16 protein-coding genes are annotated in these 17,163 nt (G+C 51.4%); 11 read left to right on the top strand and 5 right to left on the bottom strand.

Going from position 1 to position 17,163, the window contains the following annotated elements:
- Nucleotides 1-363 precede the first annotated feature (363 nt).
- Entirely contained in the window at nucleotides 364-1,407 is a 1,044-nt protein-coding gene (locus VFA_RS11995; protein WP_004727097.1) for a GMP reductase, read from the top strand.
- A 135-nt stretch (nucleotides 1,408-1,542) separates the two neighbouring features.
- Here VFA_RS11995 and VFA_RS11990 read toward each other — a convergent pair whose 3' ends face one another.
- Together VFA_RS11990 and VFA_RS11985 are read right to left on the bottom strand one after the other, a co-directional pair.
- Nucleotides 1,543-2,442 carry a cation diffusion facilitator family transporter gene (locus tag VFA_RS11990; protein WP_038151678.1) on the bottom strand — a complete coding sequence of 300 codons (900 nt, stop codon included), beginning with the start codon at nucleotides 2,440-2,442 and terminating at the stop codon, nucleotides 1,543-1,545.
- Nucleotides 2,443-2,644: 202 nt separating this feature from the next.
- Nucleotides 2,645-3,523, bottom strand: a complete 879-nt coding sequence (locus VFA_RS11985; RefSeq protein ID WP_004727095.1) for a LysR family transcriptional regulator — start codon at nucleotides 3,521-3,523, stop codon at nucleotides 2,645-2,647.
- A 280-nt stretch (nucleotides 3,524-3,803) separates the two neighbouring features.
- Between VFA_RS11985 and VFA_RS11980 the strand changes: the two genes are divergently transcribed.
- From VFA_RS11980 to VFA_RS11945, 8 genes are all read left to right on the top strand, one after another.
- The gene (locus VFA_RS11980) at nucleotides 3,804-4,385 is read left to right on the top strand and encodes a class I SAM-dependent DNA methyltransferase (protein ID WP_004727094.1); all 582 of its coding nucleotides are present in this window, start codon (nucleotides 3,804-3,806) and stop codon (nucleotides 4,383-4,385) included.
- 128 nt (nucleotides 4,386-4,513) lie between these two features.
- Nucleotides 4,514-5,131 (top strand): thermostable hemolysin, encoded by a 618-nt coding sequence (locus VFA_RS11975; RefSeq protein ID WP_004727093.1) that lies wholly within the window; start codon nucleotides 4,514-4,516, stop codon nucleotides 5,129-5,131.
- A complete protein-coding gene (locus VFA_RS11970) occupies nucleotides 5,131-6,654 on the top strand; it encodes an AMP-binding protein (protein WP_004727092.1) in 1,524 nt (507 codons plus the stop codon). The genes VFA_RS11975 and VFA_RS11970 overlap by 1 nt, the downstream gene beginning before the upstream one ends.
- 48 nt (nucleotides 6,655-6,702) lie before the next feature.
- Entirely contained in the window at nucleotides 6,703-7,386 is a 684-nt protein-coding gene (locus VFA_RS24045; protein ID WP_004727091.1) for a TenA family transcriptional regulator, read from the top strand.
- Nucleotides 7,387-7,396: 10 nt separating this feature from the next.
- Complete coding sequence (locus VFA_RS11960) at nucleotides 7,397-8,242, top strand: SDR family oxidoreductase (RefSeq protein WP_004727090.1); 846 nt, start codon at nucleotides 7,397-7,399, stop codon at nucleotides 8,240-8,242.
- Nucleotides 8,239-8,874, top strand: a complete 636-nt coding sequence (locus VFA_RS11955) for a tetratricopeptide repeat protein (protein WP_004727089.1) — start codon at nucleotides 8,239-8,241, stop codon at nucleotides 8,872-8,874. Before VFA_RS11960 ends, VFA_RS11955 begins: the two co-directional genes overlap by 4 nt.
- Nucleotides 8,875-8,876: 2 nt before the next feature.
- Nucleotides 8,877-9,533, top strand: a complete 657-nt coding sequence (locus tag VFA_RS11950; RefSeq protein ID WP_004727088.1) for a response regulator — start codon at nucleotides 8,877-8,879, stop codon at nucleotides 9,531-9,533.
- The gene (locus VFA_RS11945) at nucleotides 9,523-10,941 is read left to right on the top strand and encodes an ATP-binding protein (RefSeq protein WP_004727087.1); all 1,419 of its coding nucleotides are present in this window, start codon (nucleotides 9,523-9,525) and stop codon (nucleotides 10,939-10,941) included. Before VFA_RS11950 ends, VFA_RS11945 begins: the two co-directional genes overlap by 11 nt.
- 248 nt (nucleotides 10,942-11,189) lie before the next feature.
- Here VFA_RS11945 and VFA_RS11940 read toward each other — a convergent pair whose 3' ends face one another.
- Both VFA_RS11940 and VFA_RS11935 read right to left on the bottom strand, forming a co-directional pair.
- Complete coding sequence (locus tag VFA_RS11940; RefSeq protein ID WP_014257632.1) at nucleotides 11,190-12,113, bottom strand: LysR family transcriptional regulator; 924 nt, start codon at nucleotides 12,111-12,113, stop codon at nucleotides 11,190-11,192.
- Between the two features lie 117 nt (nucleotides 12,114-12,230).
- Entirely contained in the window at nucleotides 12,231-14,216 is a 1,986-nt protein-coding gene (locus VFA_RS11935; RefSeq protein ID WP_004727085.1) for an acetoacetate--CoA ligase, read from the bottom strand.
- Between the two features lie 229 nt (nucleotides 14,217-14,445).
- Here VFA_RS11935 and phhA point away from each other — a divergent pair, with 229 nt between their 5' ends.
- The gene (gene phhA / locus VFA_RS11930; protein ID WP_004727084.1) at nucleotides 14,446-15,237 is read left to right on the top strand and encodes a phenylalanine 4-monooxygenase; all 792 of its coding nucleotides are present in this window, start codon (nucleotides 14,446-14,448) and stop codon (nucleotides 15,235-15,237) included.
- Complete coding sequence (locus VFA_RS11925) at nucleotides 15,230-15,574, top strand: 4a-hydroxytetrahydrobiopterin dehydratase (RefSeq protein WP_004727083.1); 345 nt, start codon at nucleotides 15,230-15,232, stop codon at nucleotides 15,572-15,574. Before phhA ends, VFA_RS11925 begins: the two co-directional genes overlap by 8 nt.
- A 120-nt stretch (nucleotides 15,575-15,694) precedes the next feature.
- On the opposite strand, the gene VFA_RS11920 is transcribed toward VFA_RS11925, so the two are convergent.
- A complete protein-coding gene (locus VFA_RS11920) occupies nucleotides 15,695-17,098 on the bottom strand; it encodes an MATE family efflux transporter (protein ID WP_004727082.1) in 1,404 nt (467 codons plus the stop codon).
- Nucleotides 17,099-17,163: the final 65 nt, after the last annotated feature.

Genomic DNA, 17,163 nt, shown 5'->3' with positions numbered 1-17,163 from the left:
GAGAGCTATATCGCAATTTAATATTTGATGTCATCGAAGTGAACGTTTGCGGTGAACGTTTACGTGATCAAGTAAATAAGGGTTTTGTTAATAACTCGTTGATTACGATGAGGTTTAATGGAATGTTGTATTGGGGGAAGCGTAGAAAATGGCAATGGGTATGAAATCTTCGACAGCGTAACATAAAAAAAATACAAATATCAGACTTGCCGGAAAGAAATCACAACCTATAATGCTGAAAACCGGAGCGTCTGCCAACGCTCCGGTTTTTTTGTGTCCGAAAAGTACTGAAGTCTGCCAACCGAAGTACAACGCACTCTGCAAACAGAGACACAAACTGTGAATCAATCAAGGAATTACACAATGCGTATCGAACAAGAACTTAAGTTAGGTTTTAAAGATGTCCTGTTTCGCCCGAAACGTTCAACCCTGAAAAGCCGTTCTCAAGTAAATTTAACCCGCGAGTTTACCTTCAAGCATAGTGGCCGTCAATGGTCTGGCGTGCCAGTTATAGCGGCGAACATGGATTCAGTGGGCAGCTTTGCCATGGCGAAAGCCCTCGCTGAGCATGGTGTAATGACCGCGGTTCATAAACACTACACAGTGGCGGACTGGGCGGAGTTTGCAAAAACAGCAGACAAAGCAACGCTAAACAACGTGATGGTTTCAACCGGAACGTCGGATGCTGATTTCCAAAAAACGCAAGACATCATGGCGCTGTCTGATGAATTCATCTTCATCTGTATCGACATCGCGAACGGCTACTCAGAGCACTTGGTGGAATACGTAGAGCGCGTGCGCGCAGCCTTCCCAGACAAAGTGATCTCGGCTGGTAACGTGGTCACAGGCGACATGTGTGAAGAGCTGATTCTGGCCGGTGCAGACATCGTGAAAGTAGGCATTGGCCCAGGTTCCGTATGTACCACGCGCGTGAAAACCGGTGTGGGTTACCCACAACTGTCTGCCATCATTGAATGTGGCGACGCAGCGCACGGCCTTGGCGGCGTAATCATCGGTGACGGCGGCTGTTCATGCGCTGGCGATGTGTCAAAAGCGTTCGGTGGCGGCGCAGATTTCGTGATGTTGGGCGGCATGCTGGCTGGTCACGAAGAGTCAGGCGGCGAGATCATCGACAAAGATGGCGAGAAGTTCATGAAGTTCTACGGCATGTCTTCTAAGAGCGCGATGGACAAACACTCTGGCGGCGTCGCGGGCTACCGCGCAGCTGAAGGAAAAACCGTCCTATTGCCATACCGTGGCAGCGTGCACGGCACGATTCAAGACATCCTCGGCGGTGTGCGTTCAACCTGTACCTACGTAGGCGCAGCAAAGCTGAAAGAGCTAACCAAGCGTACCACGTTCATCCGCGTACAAGAGCAAGAGAACAACGTCTTCGGTAAAGAGTGATCCGGCCAAGATTATTCGAAAATACCAACGATTGAGAGCCGCTTTTAGCGGCTCTTTTTTATCTCAATGTTTGCTTGATACGAATGTCACGCCAAATAAAAAACCCGCCGTTCGGCGGGTTCTTATCAATTGTCGTTAACTTGCGATGTTTACGGTAATTTGCAGTTTCAGCGGCAATTTTTCGAGATGTTTTTCGATGGTTTGACGCGTTTGTTCGATGTCTTCAACCAGAATCGTGTCACAGTTGTCTTCTGGGTAGATATCAACGTCAACCCAAAGCTCATGACCAACTTTCGTTACACCGACCAATTCAATTTCCTGATCGGACTCTTCACAGGCCACAACCACACTTTGGTCAACGGTTTGGCAAATCTCTTCGCTTGGTGACATCAGGAAGATTTCACGCATTGCTGAGCGTAGCATGTCAAACGGAACTTTGATGAAGTAGAACGACATAGCAAGCATCATCACTGGGTCAGCGTAGACCGCGTAATTTGCCATCGGTGTCAGAGTCATCAACCATGCGACCACGAAGCCGACTGTTACCGCTAAACTCAGCAGTGTATCCATCTGCCACTGTTTTACTTCAGCGCCGATAAGGCCAGAAGAGTGTTTCTTGCTCAGTGACACCATGTACCACCAAGCGATGGCACAACCAATCACGTTGATGGCACCAAATACAGTTGCGATAGACGCATCGACTTCACGACCACCGGTAAACATAGAACCGATCGCAGAGTACAGTGAGTAACAGACAAGCATCAGAATGACGGTACCTTTGACCGCAATCACGGCTGGTTCAAACAATGCTCGTCCGAATGGGAACTCAGAATCAGAAGGTTTTCTGATGTAGCGTGCCGCCACTAGCGACAAGATTGTTAACAGTAGGCTGACGAGAGAATAAACACCGTCGAACACGATAACCAGAGAGCCTACAAGCAGACCGACAACAAGACCAGCTACAGCAAACATAGATGCGAAAAGGGCTGAGAGGGTCAGAACACGGTTTTCGTTAAAACTTTTTGGAGCACTCATTTTATTTTTATACCTGTTGGATAACTGAGGTTATTTTGGCTGATCGGCCGAGCTTTACAATGGTGATTTGCTTTTTTGAACAGGTAGTTTTGAAGGGTTTTAGATTTAGTTTTTAAATATCAATGAGTTATGAGTTTAAATTTCTGTCAATAATATTGACACTGACTGGCCTTTCGCCAGTCGAGTGCAAAATAAACAGCGATTAGAAGTCAAATAGATAGTCACTGAGCTTGTCAGCAAGCCAAACCATGGCCGGGTTTTCTGAACTGCCGGCGACGCTAAACATACAATAGTCTTCCTGAGTCAAACCGTAAGTGTGGCGAATCACGGCCAATCGCTGTTCGCGTAAATGGTGACGAATCAACGGCTCTGGCAGCACGCCCCAGGCACTTTCGGTCAGGATGGTACTCAACATGTATTCAAAGCTTGAAAAGCCGATGTAGCGGCGAGAAAAGGGCTCTAGGCTGGAGTTATCACGTTCGTTGAGGTACACCATCACTGCTTGCATCGATTTACGCAGGTCTTCATCGGTCACGCGTTTGATTTTGGTGAGCGGGTGTGTGGTGCTGCACACCGACATCATCCGGATTTTACCGAGTGGCTGATAACCGATGCGTGGGTCATCGAGACGTTCGTAGTCAACCCCAAAAGCAAAGTCGACTTGTTGGGTCGAGACCAAGTTTGCCAAGTCACCGCTGGAAGCCAACACGATGTTAAAGGAGGTGTTGGGAAAGAGCTTATTAAGTGAGTGCGCCAGATCTTGCCACAACGAGTCCGGCAGCGAGTCATCACGAGCAATCCACATCTCGGCGGCAAACTCATCAGAAACTTGCGAACAGGTGCGGCGAATGCGGGTCGATGTGATGAGCATGTTCTCGCAATCTTTGTAGATGGCTTTCCCCGCCTCAGACAACGTGAGGTTGTTGCCGGTGCGCGTAAACAGTTCGACACCCAGCTCGGTTTCAAATGCTTTGATCGCCATGCTCAGCTTGGTGCGGTTACACTCAAGCTGGCGGGCAGCCTCGGAAACCGAGCCCGTATTGGCGATGGTGCAGAAAGCTTCAATTTGGGACAGGTTCATAGCAGACTCATTGGATAGAAGTTGCCGAATCATAAACAATTTTCGTCAGGCTGCCTATCTGCTCTAATATTCGCCAATTGACTCAAATTCAGATTTTCTTGCGCAAGATTGCGTTGTAACTCTATGAACTTTACTCCGTTTTGGTTTAATCTTGGTGTGTTCGAGTAGTCTCAAACTTACGGGTTTAACCTAAATGCTTGTGCATTCAGGAAATGAGCCTGCCAATTTGAGGTCACTTGGGCACATTTGCCCGAATACAAGAAGTAACACGGAGGCCATGATGGCACACGACTGGGACGAATACGCAGCGGATTGGGAAAAAGACGAAGCGACAACCGTTTTTGCGCAGAACGTTTTTCAGCAACTGAATAAGCTCATTTCGCTTGAAGGCAAGCACGTGCTTGATTTTGGTTGCGGCACGGGTTTGCTAAGTCAACTGATGTCACCAGTGGCAAAAGACATTGTGGCTTTGGATGCGTCCGAAGCCATGATTGAAGAGTTGGACAAGAAAGAGCTGGTGAATGTGGAGCCGGTAGTGGACCACTTAACGCGTGGCTTGGTTGCGCAGCATCCGGCGTTTCGCAAGCAGTTTGATGTGGTGGTTGCCTCTTCAGTGTGCGGTTTTGTGCCGAACCATGAAGAAATGGCTGAAATCATCTACACCTTGCTAGACGAAGGCGGTTTATTTGTGCACTGGGATTGGCTGGTGGACGACAACGATCCGGACTTCGGCTTAAGCGAACGTGATGCGCACGCCATGCTAACGCAAGCGGGCTTTGCGACGGTTGAAGTGAGCAAAGTGTTTGACGTGAAAACGCCACAAGGCGTGATGCCCGTGGTGATGGGCGTCGGCCGAAAATAGAAATTTATTGACTAAATTAAGCCGCGACAGGATTTCTGCCGCGGCTTTTTTGTTTTCTTAAGATTCTTAAGTGTCTCTTAAGCTTGCCGCCATAAGCTCATGGTGTCGGGCACAGAGAGGGCTTCTGAATGAAAGACTTTTTTCACGATCACGCGCTTGAACTGGCGATCATTGATCGTAACCATCCCAAGCGGGATGAAGTCGAACACTATATCGCGCAACGTTATTCATTGGCGTTTGATGCGCGTCTCAATTGCTTTATGCCGACCTTCATGGCGTTGATGGATGATGACCACATTAAGTCCTTGTGTGGTTACCGTGTTGCCAGCGACGAGGCGCTGTTTCTTGAGCAATATTTAGATCACCCGGCGGACGCCTTACTTGCCAACACGTTCAAGCGTCCCGTCGAGCGCACTCAATTGATCGAATTTGGCCAATTGGCTTCGTTTTCCAAAGGGTTTTCCTCCCTGCATTTTCTGTTGATGACGCAAAAGCTGGTCGAACAGGGCTTTGAATGGTGCATTTTTACCGCCACCGACCCGCTCTACGCCATGATGTGTCGTTTGGGGTTGGACCCGACCATCTTGGCTGAGGCCGATCCCACTCGTATTCCAGATGCCCACACGATTTGGGGCAGCTATTACCACTATCAGCCGCGCATTGTCGCCGGTAATCTGAAAGGCGCTTTGGTGCATTTGCAGGCGCTGTTTTCCGACCGCAAACATCGTTTAAGCGGAGGTTTCTGATGAACACCATTTTACAGGCATTGGCCCAACGCGCGGAAACGACGCCCGATGCGATTGCATTTCAAGGTTACAGCGAGCGCACACAACAGATCGAATCCATCAGTTATCTGACGTTGTGGGTGCGTGTCAAAGAAGCGGCAGCGCTGCTCACACAGCTTGAAGCGCGCTGCATCGCACTGCGCGCTGAAAATAGCTTGGGGTGGGTGATTACCGATTTGGCCGCGATGCAGGCGCGCATTCCGGTCGTGCCCGTACCGATGTTTTTTAGTGAAACCCAAATCGTGCATACCTTGGAGCGTTCAGGCGCCGATGTATTGATTGGTGAATGGCACAGCTTACAACCGGAACTGCTGGGGCAATTGGAAGGCTTGCCATTGTGGCGCAATTCACATGCTCATGGCGCTCATTGGTTACCTGAAAGCAGCAAAATCACGTTCACCTCAGGCTCGACTGGGCAACCCAAAGGCGTCTGCTTGAGCGATGAACAACTGGCGCAAGTCAGTGGCGCATTGGCCGATGCGATCGCGACGGAAACGCGCTGCAAAACGCACCTGATTTTACTGCCACTGTCCACTTTGCTGGAGAACATTACCGGCATTTACGTACCGATGTTGCTCGGTGCTACGTCGGTGGTGGTGCCAGGGGAAAATGTGGGGCTGTCTGGCTCAAGTCAGTTCAATCCCAATCAGTTTGCGGTCGCGCTCAGTCAGTATCAACCCAGCAGTTTGGTGTTAACCCCCGCACTGCTGATGGCGCTGATTCATATTGTTACGTTGAACCCAACGTTGGCGCGTTCGCTTGAGTTTGTCGCGGTCGGCGGCGCTCGTGTCACGCCAGCCTTGCTAAACAAGGCACGCGCATTGGGCATTCCTGCATTTGAAGGATACGGCTTATCGGAATGTGCTTCCGTGGTGAGTTTGAACACGCCCAGCGCTCACAAACCGGGTACCAGTGGCCGCGTGCTGCCGCATGTCGAGGTGAAAATTGCTGATGATGGTGAAGTGCTGGTGCGCGGTAACGTGGCACTGGGTTATATCGGCGAAGCGTTTACGCAAACATGGTTGGCCACTGGCGATTTGGGACATCTGGATGCGCAGGGTTTTCTCACCATCAATGGCCGCAAGAAAAATCAAATCATCACCGCGTTTGGGCGCAACGTGTCGCCGGAGTGGCTGGAATCGGAAGCGCAAGTGTTGCCCGCGCTGCATAGCATGGTGGTGGTAGGGGAAGGACAATCGACCCTCACGGCGGTGGTCGACAGCAATCAGCCCGAAATTGTGGCGGTCAGCTTACGCAAGCTCAATGCCGCGCTGCCGGACTATGCCCGCATTGGCAAAGTGGTGACGCTGGCTGGGCTCAAACAGCAGCCTGGGTTATACACTGCCAATGGGCGACCAGTGCGGGCACAATTTGAACATTGGCTGGCGCAGCTTCCTGTTGGCGGGCAGCACATCATCACGACCAACTTGAATGACACGAGTAACTCGAATCACACAACGCAACAGCATGAATCGTGGGGTTGAGCCGTGGGACTCAATCGCCATTGACCCGAATGGAAAGAGGAAAACAGCATGAGTGAATTCTTCCAAACACTAAAACAGCAAACGCAAGCTGCGCAGCAAACCTTATTACAGGCGCCGATTTTCGCCCAATGTGCCCGTGGCGACATTGACCGCGCAACCTACGTGGCATTTTTGACGCAGGCGTTTCATCACGTCAAACACACGGTGCCGCTGTTGATGGCGTGTGGTGGACGCTTGCCCGAGAAATATGAATGGCTGCGCCAAGCTGTTGGGGAATACATCGACGAAGAGAGTGGGCATCACGAATGGATCCTCAACGACATCACTGCGTGTGGTGCTGACGCTGACTTGGTACGAGCCAATCAGGCTCAGGGCCGAGTGGGCGCGCCGATTGAATTGATGGTGGCTTATCTCTATCACCAAATCGATCGCGTCAATCCCATCGCTTTGTTTGGCATGGTTTGGGTGCTGGAAGGCACCAGTGTCGGGGTGGGCGGTGAGGTCGCCGCCTTGGTGAAACAGACGCTAAATTTGCCGGAGAATGCCATGAGTTATCTAACGTCGCACAGCGTGCTGGATCAAGACCACATTCAACTGTTTGAAGGGTTGATGAACCAAATTACCGATCCGGTCGATCAACAAGCGATCATCGATTCAGCCAACATGGTGTTTCGACTCTACGGCGAGATGCTTCGTGAGCTGACACCGCATGCATTCCAACACGCGGCGTGAGGACAAGACGATGAACTTACAAGGTAAACGGGTGCTGTTAACTGGTGCTTCAGGTGGCATTGGCCGAGAAATCGCCCAAGCGCTGGAAGCGAAAGGTGCCGCCCTAATCTTAGTGGCGCGCAGCCGCAATAAGTTGGAAGCGCTGAAAAACAGCCTTGAGTGTCCAGAGCGTCATCACGTTCTGGCCATCGATTTCCAACATCCTGATAGCGAAGATGTGCTTAAAGCCTTCGCGCTTGAACAGGTTCAACGCGATCAGCGCATCGATGTGCTGATTAACAATGCGGGCAATAACCAGTTTAGTTTTCTGGCTCAGCGCAGCGCGAAATCACTGCGCGAAGAGATCCACCTGAATCTGATGACACCGATGTTGACCAGTCAGTCGGCGTTGAGTTGGTTGCAACGCCCGGGCATCATCCTGAACATCGGCTCGACCTTCGGTTCGATTGGTTTTCCGGGTTACACCAGCTACTGCGCCGCGAAAGCGGGCGTACAGCGATTCAGCGAGGCGTTGGATCGCGAGTTAGATGGCGCGGGAATTCGCGTGTTGTATCTGGCGCCAAGGGCGACCAACACCGATCTCAATGATGACCGTGTTACGCAAATGAATCGTGATTTGGGCAACCGCAGCGATGCGCCAAGTGTCGTCGCACGCCATGTGGTGTCCATCTTGGAAAAAGAGCGCGCGTCAATGTGGATTGGGTGGCCGGAAAAGTTGTTTGCGCGCTTAAACCAGCTGATTCCCACGGTGGTGTCTGCCTCGATTCGCAAACAACAAGACACCATTCATCACTACATCACGCCGGGAGCGGTGCAGCCGCCTCGCTCACCGCACATCATGAGGGACGAACGATGAAACGGACGATCACGCTGAGCATCGCAGCTTTAACTTTAGGTGCAACCATGTCTGTCGCAGCCGCCGGTGCTGACCCGCTGCAAACCATTCAGAAAAAATGGGCCGTGTGTCAGTATCAATCGAAGGACAAAGATCATCAGGTGTATTGCTTGGAAAATCTGATCCAACGGAACGAAGAGGCATTAAAAGCCGCGCCCGAGCGTCAGGAACTGAAAGTTTGGCTGGCGATCAATAAATCGTCCCTTGCTGGGGCGGATGGCGGTTTGGGCGCCTTGTCGTTGGTGAAAGAGGCCAAAGTGTTACTGGAACAAGTGATTGAAACAGCGCCAGAAACGTTAGATGGCTCCGCGTATACCAGTTTAGGTTCGCTATACTATCAAGTACCGGGTTGGCCAATTGGCTTTGGCGACGATGACAAAGCGGAAGCGATGCTGAAAAAAGCTTTGGAAATCAATCCTGATGGCATCGATCCGAACTATTTTTATGGTGATTTTCTGGCGCAGGACGGCCGCAAAGCCGAAGCGATTCAGTATTTGACCAAAGCCCAGCAGGCCAAACCGCGTCCAACGCGTCCGCTGGCTGATCAAGGGCGACAACAAGAGATCGCGAAGAAACTGGGAGCGTTGAATTAGAAATGCGTTTGCTGCTTGTCGAAGATGATGTTTTATTAGGCCGCTCAATGGTGACCTCGTTGAGTCGCCACGGTTACACCGTCGATTGGGTCGAGCGCGGCTCGGGCGTCGAGACCGTGCTCAAAACCGAGCAGTTTATGGCGGTGATCCTCGATCTCACCCTGCCGGATATTGATGGGTTGATGGTGCTGCGTCACATTCGCCGCGCTGGTTTTACGCTGCCGATATTGATTCTGACCGCGCGCGATGACATTGACGATCGCGTGAAAGGGTTGGATGGCGGCGCCGATGATTACCTGATCAAACCGTTCGCGCTGGAAGAGTTGATGGCGCGCTTGCGGGTACTGATTCGCCGTCAATCGGGTTACTGTGACACGCGCATCGACGTGGGGGAGTTATCGTTGTCGCTGTCTGAACAGTCGGTGGATTTTCAGGGCAACCGCCTGAAACTCACCAATAACGAGTTCAAATTGTTGGCGTCGTTGATGACGCACGCGGGTCGTGTCCTGAGCAAAGAGCAACTGCAACAATCCCTGCACGGCTGGGATGAAGGGGCGAGCGACAATGCCATCGAGGTGCATATTCATAATCTGCGGAAAAAGGTGTCAAATCACGTGATCAAAAACATTCGTGGTGTAGGGTACATCATTGAAAAATAGTGCGGAATACGCGTTTTCAATCAAGAAACGTCTCACCATCGCCGTGGTCTTGCTGTCGACGGTGCTGATCCTTGTGTCACTGTTTTTCAGCTTTTCCGCGTCGCAGCACGAGATTGAAGAAGTGTATGATGCCCGTTTAGGGCAGTCGGCTAAAATGCTGTTGCTGGGGATACCCGTCAAAGAAGACGGGCTGGAAGCACGCCGCGCCAGCGAGATTCTTGATACTTGGATGGCGCGCATTGCCAAGCAATCCAAAGGCGGCGATTCGCCCACCACTTTCGGTCATCCTTATGAGCGCAATATTCTGATTCAGTTTTACCTCAGTGGGGAGCTGGTGTGGAGTTCCATTCCCACGATCAGCCGGGTTGCGCACGATCCGCGCTACGCCGGGTTTGGCTATCTGGATATTGAGGGCAAGCCATGGCGCTTTTTTCAATTACCGCTGCCGACGCAATATCATACTCAGCCAGAATACGTGATTGTGGCGGAGAAACAGTCGATTCGAGACGAGATGAGCCGCGAATTGGCGCTCTCAACCGCCTTGCCGCAACTGATTTTGATTCCCTGTCTGGCTTTGGTGATGGCCTTGCTGATTGGCAAACATTTTGAACCTATTTCTGAGCTCAAACGCGCCATTACCCAGCGTAGTGCCAACAAGCTTGATAGCATTTACGTGTCGAACCCCACGCAGGAACTCTCTCCGCTGGTGGACTCGTTAAATAGATTGCTGGCCGAGTTGGATCAGGCGTGGCAGCGTGAACGACGCTTTACCCGCATGGCTGCTCACGAATTGAAAACGCCGTTGACGGTGTTGCGATTGAATGCGGAAAACGCCCTGCTGAGCCAAAATGAAGCGCAGTTGAAATCCGATTTAAGCAATATTCTGCGCGGCATTGAGCGCACGGATCGCCTTATTCAACAGTTGCTGATGTTGGCGCGGGTGGAAAGCATCCATGATTTAACGTTCTCCAGCATCAACCTGACGAAGCTGGTGCAAGGTGTGATTGCCGAACTGGTGCCGCTTGCGCTGCGCAATCAACAAGAGCTCTCTCTCGACGGCGACGATATTTTTGTGTTGGGGGATGAATCCCTGCTGCGGATTCTATTTACCAACTTGGTGGATAACGCCATTCGTTACTCGGGGGCAGGCAGACAGATCAAAGTTGAGGTGCAAGAGGAAGGTCAGGTTGTGAATGTGTGGGTCAGCGATACGGGGGAAGCGCTGAGCGAGGAGACCCGTGAGAAACTGTTTGAAAACTTCTACCGAGCCAACACCGAAAAAGGGGATGGGGCCGGTCTGGGTATGTCCATTACTAAGGACATTGCTAAGCTGCATCACGGCACGATCACCTTGATGCCAAGAGAAAATGAGCGTAATACTTTCTGGGTAGTCCTGCCTAAAGCCTAGTCCTGCAAGGTTTTTCCAAAACGTAAATTGACTATTTACGTAATTTCACTGTCGGAAATCCCTCAGAATACATACACTGCAGATATGAAATTAGTAGCGAAACTTATCGTTTGGCTGATTTCATCATCGAAATCTGTTTATTGACTAACAACTCATGGCTAGGGTTTGACATAAATAAAATCAAAAACAGAAAAGTAAAAAGGTCAGCGTTTGCTGACCTTTTTACTTTTCTGTTTGCCCTATTTCACTTAGCAGCCGCACTGACCTTTGGTCAGTTGCTTGCACAGCCACTTCATCGCCTGATCGTTCATGCTCGGTTTGTTCCACACCAAACTGTACGCCACGGTGCCGTAATCGAACGGCAGCGGCTTGCAGACTAAGCCTTGCGCCTGATGCGCGCGCTCTGCCCAATGTTTTGAACAGGTAAACAGCAAATCGGTGTGCTGACACATGATGGCGGCCGCGCCGAAATCGGCGGTCGTCACACTCACCTGACGCGATTTATGCCGTTGAGCGAGGTTCTTCTCAAAGAAGGGTTCGCTGAGTTCCTTATCCAAAATCGCGATGTGTTTGTATGAGAGATAATCTTCCGTGGTCATCTCTTTATCTGCCAGCGGATGCGTTGGCCGCATTAAACACACCATCTCATCGTCGGTGATCACATGCCACACCAAGTCCTGCGCGTATGTCGGCGGTTGGCTGATGTCGTGCGGCAGAATCATGAAATCAATCACGCCGCGCTGCAGCGCTTCAAATCCGTAATACTCTTTGGAATGAATGGTTAATGAAAGATTGGGTGAGCATTCGGAAATGATGTTGGCAATGTCTTCTGCAAACAGCTCCAACGTACTTTCGCGCATCGCCAGCCGATAGTGCCCACTGTACTGTTTGGGGTCGAAGTTTGCCTGATGCAACAGGCCATTCATGCTGGATAGAATACTGTGAACAGCCGGGCCCATTTGCAACGCGTAAGGGGTTGGAATCAACTGGTTGCTATCACGATAGAACAGGTCATCATCGAGTAACTCACGTAACTGGGCCAGAATCTTACTGATGCTGGACGGGCTCACGCACAGGCGGGCGGCGGTCTGCGTCACACTGCGTGTGCTGAGCATCACGTGCAGTGCCGTCAGGTGCTTTAAACTGAATCTCGATAGATGAATATAATCCATAAAATAAATAAAGCAGAATACGGTGGCGCAAGCATAGCATTATTGAAGAAAAATACAGTAATGAAAATTGCTCACGCCAGCATGAAGTATCGTTCATGTTTATGTGCATGTTGGTGGCTAAACCTCATGCTTTTCAAACAGCTGCTCTATTTCTTGTAACACCATCGGGTTGGCAATAGCGCCAATATTCTTCACCGGTTGGCCTTGCAAAGTCTGCTTGACCGCCAGCTCAACCAACTTGCCCGATTTGGTGCGCGGCACCTCACTGATAGGATAAATGGACGCTGGCACGTGGCGTGGCGAGCAGTGGGCGCGCAGGGTTTTACGAATCTTCTCTTTCAGCTCATCGGTTAAAAAGGTTTTGCTATCCAACTGCACAAACAGCACGATGGCTTCGTCATTGCCCTGTTTTTGACCGACCGCAATCGAATCGACAATTTCATCTAACTGATTGACTTGCTGATAAATTTCCGCCGTTCCGATCCGAACGCCGCCCGGATTGAGCGTGGTGTCACTGCGTCCATAAAAGCGATAACCGCGTTGCGCTGTCCATTCAATTTCATCGCCATGATGCCAAACACCGGGGTACTTGTCCCAATACGCGTGGTGATAGCGTTCGCCATCATCATGCCAAAAGCCAATCGGTTGGTTGGGAAAACTGTTGCGACACACCAGTTCGCCGCGCTGTTGGCTCACGGCAATGCCGGTATCGTTGTACACCGCCACGTCAAGGCCAAGTCCCGCGCCCTGACATTCACCGCGGTAGACCGGCGAGATTGGATTTCCTAACACAAAGCAGCCACAAATATCGGTACCACCCGAAATAGATGCCAAATGTAAATCGGCTTTAATGTCGGCGTAGACGTACTCAAATTGCTCGGGGTAGAGCACCGAGCCCGTCGAACAAATTGTTTTCAGCGCGCTTAAATCGTAGAAATCACTGGGCGAGAAGTGACTTTTTTGCAACGCTTCAATGTATTTGGCTGATGTGCCAAACAGCGTCATTTGGGTTTCTTGAGCCAACTCCCACAACACGCCCGGCTGTGGGTACATCGGGCTGCCGTCATAAATCACTAAGGTTGCGCCACTTGCCAGCGCGGACACGTGCCAATTCCACATCATCCAGCCGCATGTGGTGTAATAAAAGACCCGATCGCCCGGTTGAATATCGCAGTGCAGTTGATGCTCTTTGAGGTGGTTCAGCACCGTGCCGCCGACGGAATGCGCGATGCATTTGGGTTGGCCAGTGGTGCCGGAGGAGTAGAGGATAAACAGCGGATCGTTAAACCCCACGCGTTCAAACTCAATACCGCGCGGCAAATAGCTGGCGAGGATCGCTGGCCAGTCAGAAAAACTATCGTTGAAATCTTGGCTGTAACTGCGCTGCTGGAGGTATTCGATTTGACAGGTATTTTCGATCGACGGGATCGCCGCGACAATGCTGGCGTTGCGTTCTTCCATCACATGGTTTTTGCCGCCGAAGCGGTAGCCATTACAGCAAAACAGAATTTTCGGTTGCACCTGACCAAAGCGCTCCACCACGCTTTCGACGCCAAAATCAGGCGAGGTTGACGTCCAAATTGCGCCTAGGCTGGTGGTCGCCAACATGGCAATCACGCTTTCGGGCAGATAGGGCAGATAGCCAGCGACCACATCGCCGCGGCCCACGCCGTTTTGGGTTAACCATTGCTGAACGATGGAAACTTGATCGCACACTTGCTGCCAAGTCAGCTTGCGGCTTTGGCCATTTTCATTTTTAAACCAAATGGCCACCCCATCGGGCTGCTGATAGGCATAAGAGAGTAAATTCTCTGCGTAATTGAGCTGCGCCTGAGGAAACCAAATGGTGTCTCTGGCGGGTTCAAATTCATCCCAGCGCGCGATCCCTTCGCCATGAATGCAGTCGCCGCAATACCCAATCACATCGCAAAATTGCCACACCTCGAGCCAGAATTTTTTCTTGTCGGCTACCGACCACCGGTGCAATTGGTCATAACTCTCAAACGCTTCGCCTTGCATGTTGATGTGACGAAGAAACTGCTGCAGGTTGGAAGCGTTGATTCGGTCCTGACTGGGCGTCCAAAGGGGCGTGGCGTTTGACATAACATCCTCGATGATTGGTTTTCTTTTTTCTGCAATGCATCAAGTTTTGACCATTTTTCCGTAAAGTCAAACCTGCGGCCAATGATCAGATCGCTGATATATAAGCAAAAAAATAGTGAATGTAAATAAAATGTTACACTGCTTTGTGCGGGTATTCAGAGCGGATCATTGGCAGCCAAAATCGAAGGCGATAGGCTTAATGTAACGAGGTTGTTAAGGAGATGGGGTGATGACGACGTATCATTCCAAACCAGTGAATCACAAAGGATTTGTCGATTGGGATCCCGAGGAAGATGCCATTTGGCACGACTTGGTTGTGCGCCAACAATCGGTCATTCGTTCGCGTGCTTGTCAGGCTTACCTTGATGGGTTGGAGATGCTCAATCTGCCCCTCGACTACGTGCCGCAATTGCCGGAAATTAATCGCGTGTTGCTGCGAGAAACGGGATGGCAAGTGTCACCTGTGCCAGCACTGATCAATTTTGATCGCTTCTTTGCGCTGCTGGCAGAGAAGCAATTCCCCGTCGCGACGTTTTTGCGCCGCCGTGAGGAGTTTGACTACTTGCAAGAACCGGATTTCTTCCATGAGATCTTCGGCCATTGCGCCATGTTAACGCATCCCGATTTTGCCGCGTTCACCCATACTTATGGGCAACTGGGCAAAAACGCCACACCGCAGCAGCGGGCTTATCTGGCGCGTCTCTACTGGTTTACGGTGGAGTTTGGGTTGGTGAACGAGGGAAATCACACCAAAATTTATGGGGGCGGGATTCTTTCATCGCCGGGCGAAACAATCTATTCGCTCGATAGCCCCATTCCGACACAGGAGCGTTTTAACGTGCACAACGTCCTGCGCACCCCGTACCGCATTGATATCATGCAGCCGGTGTACTACGTCTTGGACGATATTCGCCAGTTGTATCAGCTCAGTCAGACCGATCTGATGGGCCATGTTGAACAGGCCATGGCGGCAGGACTGCTGCCCCCTTTATTTACCCCGAAGGAAGAAACACATGCTTGATGAATTACGTTGCGAAGCGTGCAGCGCTGATGCGATAGCGTTAACTCAGGACGAACAGCAAACGCTGTTAAGCGAACTTGAAGGCTGGGCGCTGATCCACCGCGACGGCATTCCACAATTGGAAAAAGCGTATCGCTTTAAGAATTTCAAGCTGGCTTGGGCATTCGCCAATCAGATTGCTCAGCTTGCTGAAGACGAATTCCACCATCCCAGCATCGTGCTTGAGTGGGGAAAAGTGACCGTGACTTGGTGGAGCCATTCAATCAAAGGGCTGCACAAAAATGATTTCATTTGCGCTGCCAAATGCGACCGCGTGACTGCGTCCATGTCGTCATAGTTGGACTGCGATTGCGTGGCGATTGCACGGCATCGGTTCTAATCACAGTCGATGCCAATCAGACCTCAGTCTTGCTTAATTACGCCTGACGCGCGAACGTTGTTGCGCGTCAGGCTGTTTTCATTTCGCTTGCTGCGCGATGAGCGATGGCGATTCACTGTCGCCAATCAGGTTGTTGATCCAGCGTTTGGAGTGAATGCGCTGCGTGGTCAGGAAAATCTTGGCGACCTCTTCCAGCCAAATTGCCATCAACACCCAGTGCAGCGGCCACCCGAGTACCAAACCGGTGAAGTAAGCGAGCGGAATCCCAATGGCCCATTGGCCGAACAGGTCAATAAAGATGCTGTAGCGAATATCGCCGCCGCTTTTCAGCACGCCGCCAATGCCAACCATGTTGAACACGCGTAGCACCATGCCAAATGCCATCACCAAACACACATTCAATGCCATGGCTGAATCTTCCAGCGGGCTATGGCTGATGAGCCATGCCAGTGCTGGTTTGGCGAGATAGCAAAGTAGTGCCAACAGCAACGCCAGCACGCAGCTCGTAATCACGTACCACCACGCGGTGTTCTCGACGCGTTGATAATTCTGAGCGCCAATTTCATTGCCCAAAATGATTGAGGCAGCGACCGCAAATCCCATAAACGCCGAGATCAACACGCTTTCTATCGGTGAAAGCAACGAGATGATCGCCAGCTCTGATACGCCCAACTGACCGACAATCACGTTATACGCCAGAATGCCCGCGGCCCAACCCGTGTCGTGCACAATCATCGGCCACGCGACTTTGTAGTAGCGTACGCGGTGTAGGCGCAGCTTCGCTTGCTGCCAATGTGTTCGTGTCGGCAGCAGGTGCGGGTAACGGCGGTGCAACGCGTAAAACAACATGGCGGTCTGGCACACGCGAGAAACCGAGGTTCCAATTCCCGCGCCCAAAACGCCCAGTTCAGGGAAACCGAACAGGCCGAAGATCAGCAGCGTGTTGAGGATCGCATTGATGATGATGGCAATGATGCTGACGCGGGTCGGCAGTTTGGCTTCGCCAACCGAACGCAACACGCCCTCAACCGGCACCACCAAGGCAGTGCAGAACAAACTTGCCCCGGTGACCCACAAGTAATCGGTCGCCAAAGCGATGTATTCGGGGTCTGAGGCAATCATCGACACCACCGATTGTGGCGATATCAGATACAGCGCCATAAATGGCAGCGTGAATCCAAGGGCGACCACCCACGATTGGGCGAGTGTGCGGCGCACGCCATCGAGATTACCCGCGCCAAAGTATTGCGACGCCAACACGCTTACTGCGCTGCTCGCGCCAACAATGACGATCAAGTTGAAAAAGAAGATTCGGTTGCCCACCCCGACGGCGGCGGTGGCGGCTTCACCCAGTTGGCTGACCATAAAAATATCCACCACACCCAGCAGTGAAAACAGCATAGATTGCATGGACACGGGCACGCCAATGCTGATCAGTTTTTGCCAGAACGGGCGATCCAGATGATGAAAAGAGGCCAACATGGGTGCGATCTCACTCGAAGAAATGAACGCTGTCAGTGTAGGGGCAGAGCGTTCCTTTGTATTGT

Origin of the sequence: Vibrio furnissii CIP 102972 (genome assembly GCF_000176175.1) — a bacterium.
In the GTDB taxonomy this organism is placed as follows: domain Bacteria; phylum Pseudomonadota; class Gammaproteobacteria; order Enterobacterales; family Vibrionaceae; genus Vibrio; species Vibrio furnissii.
This window is presented reverse-complemented; position numbering and strand designations above follow the sequence as displayed.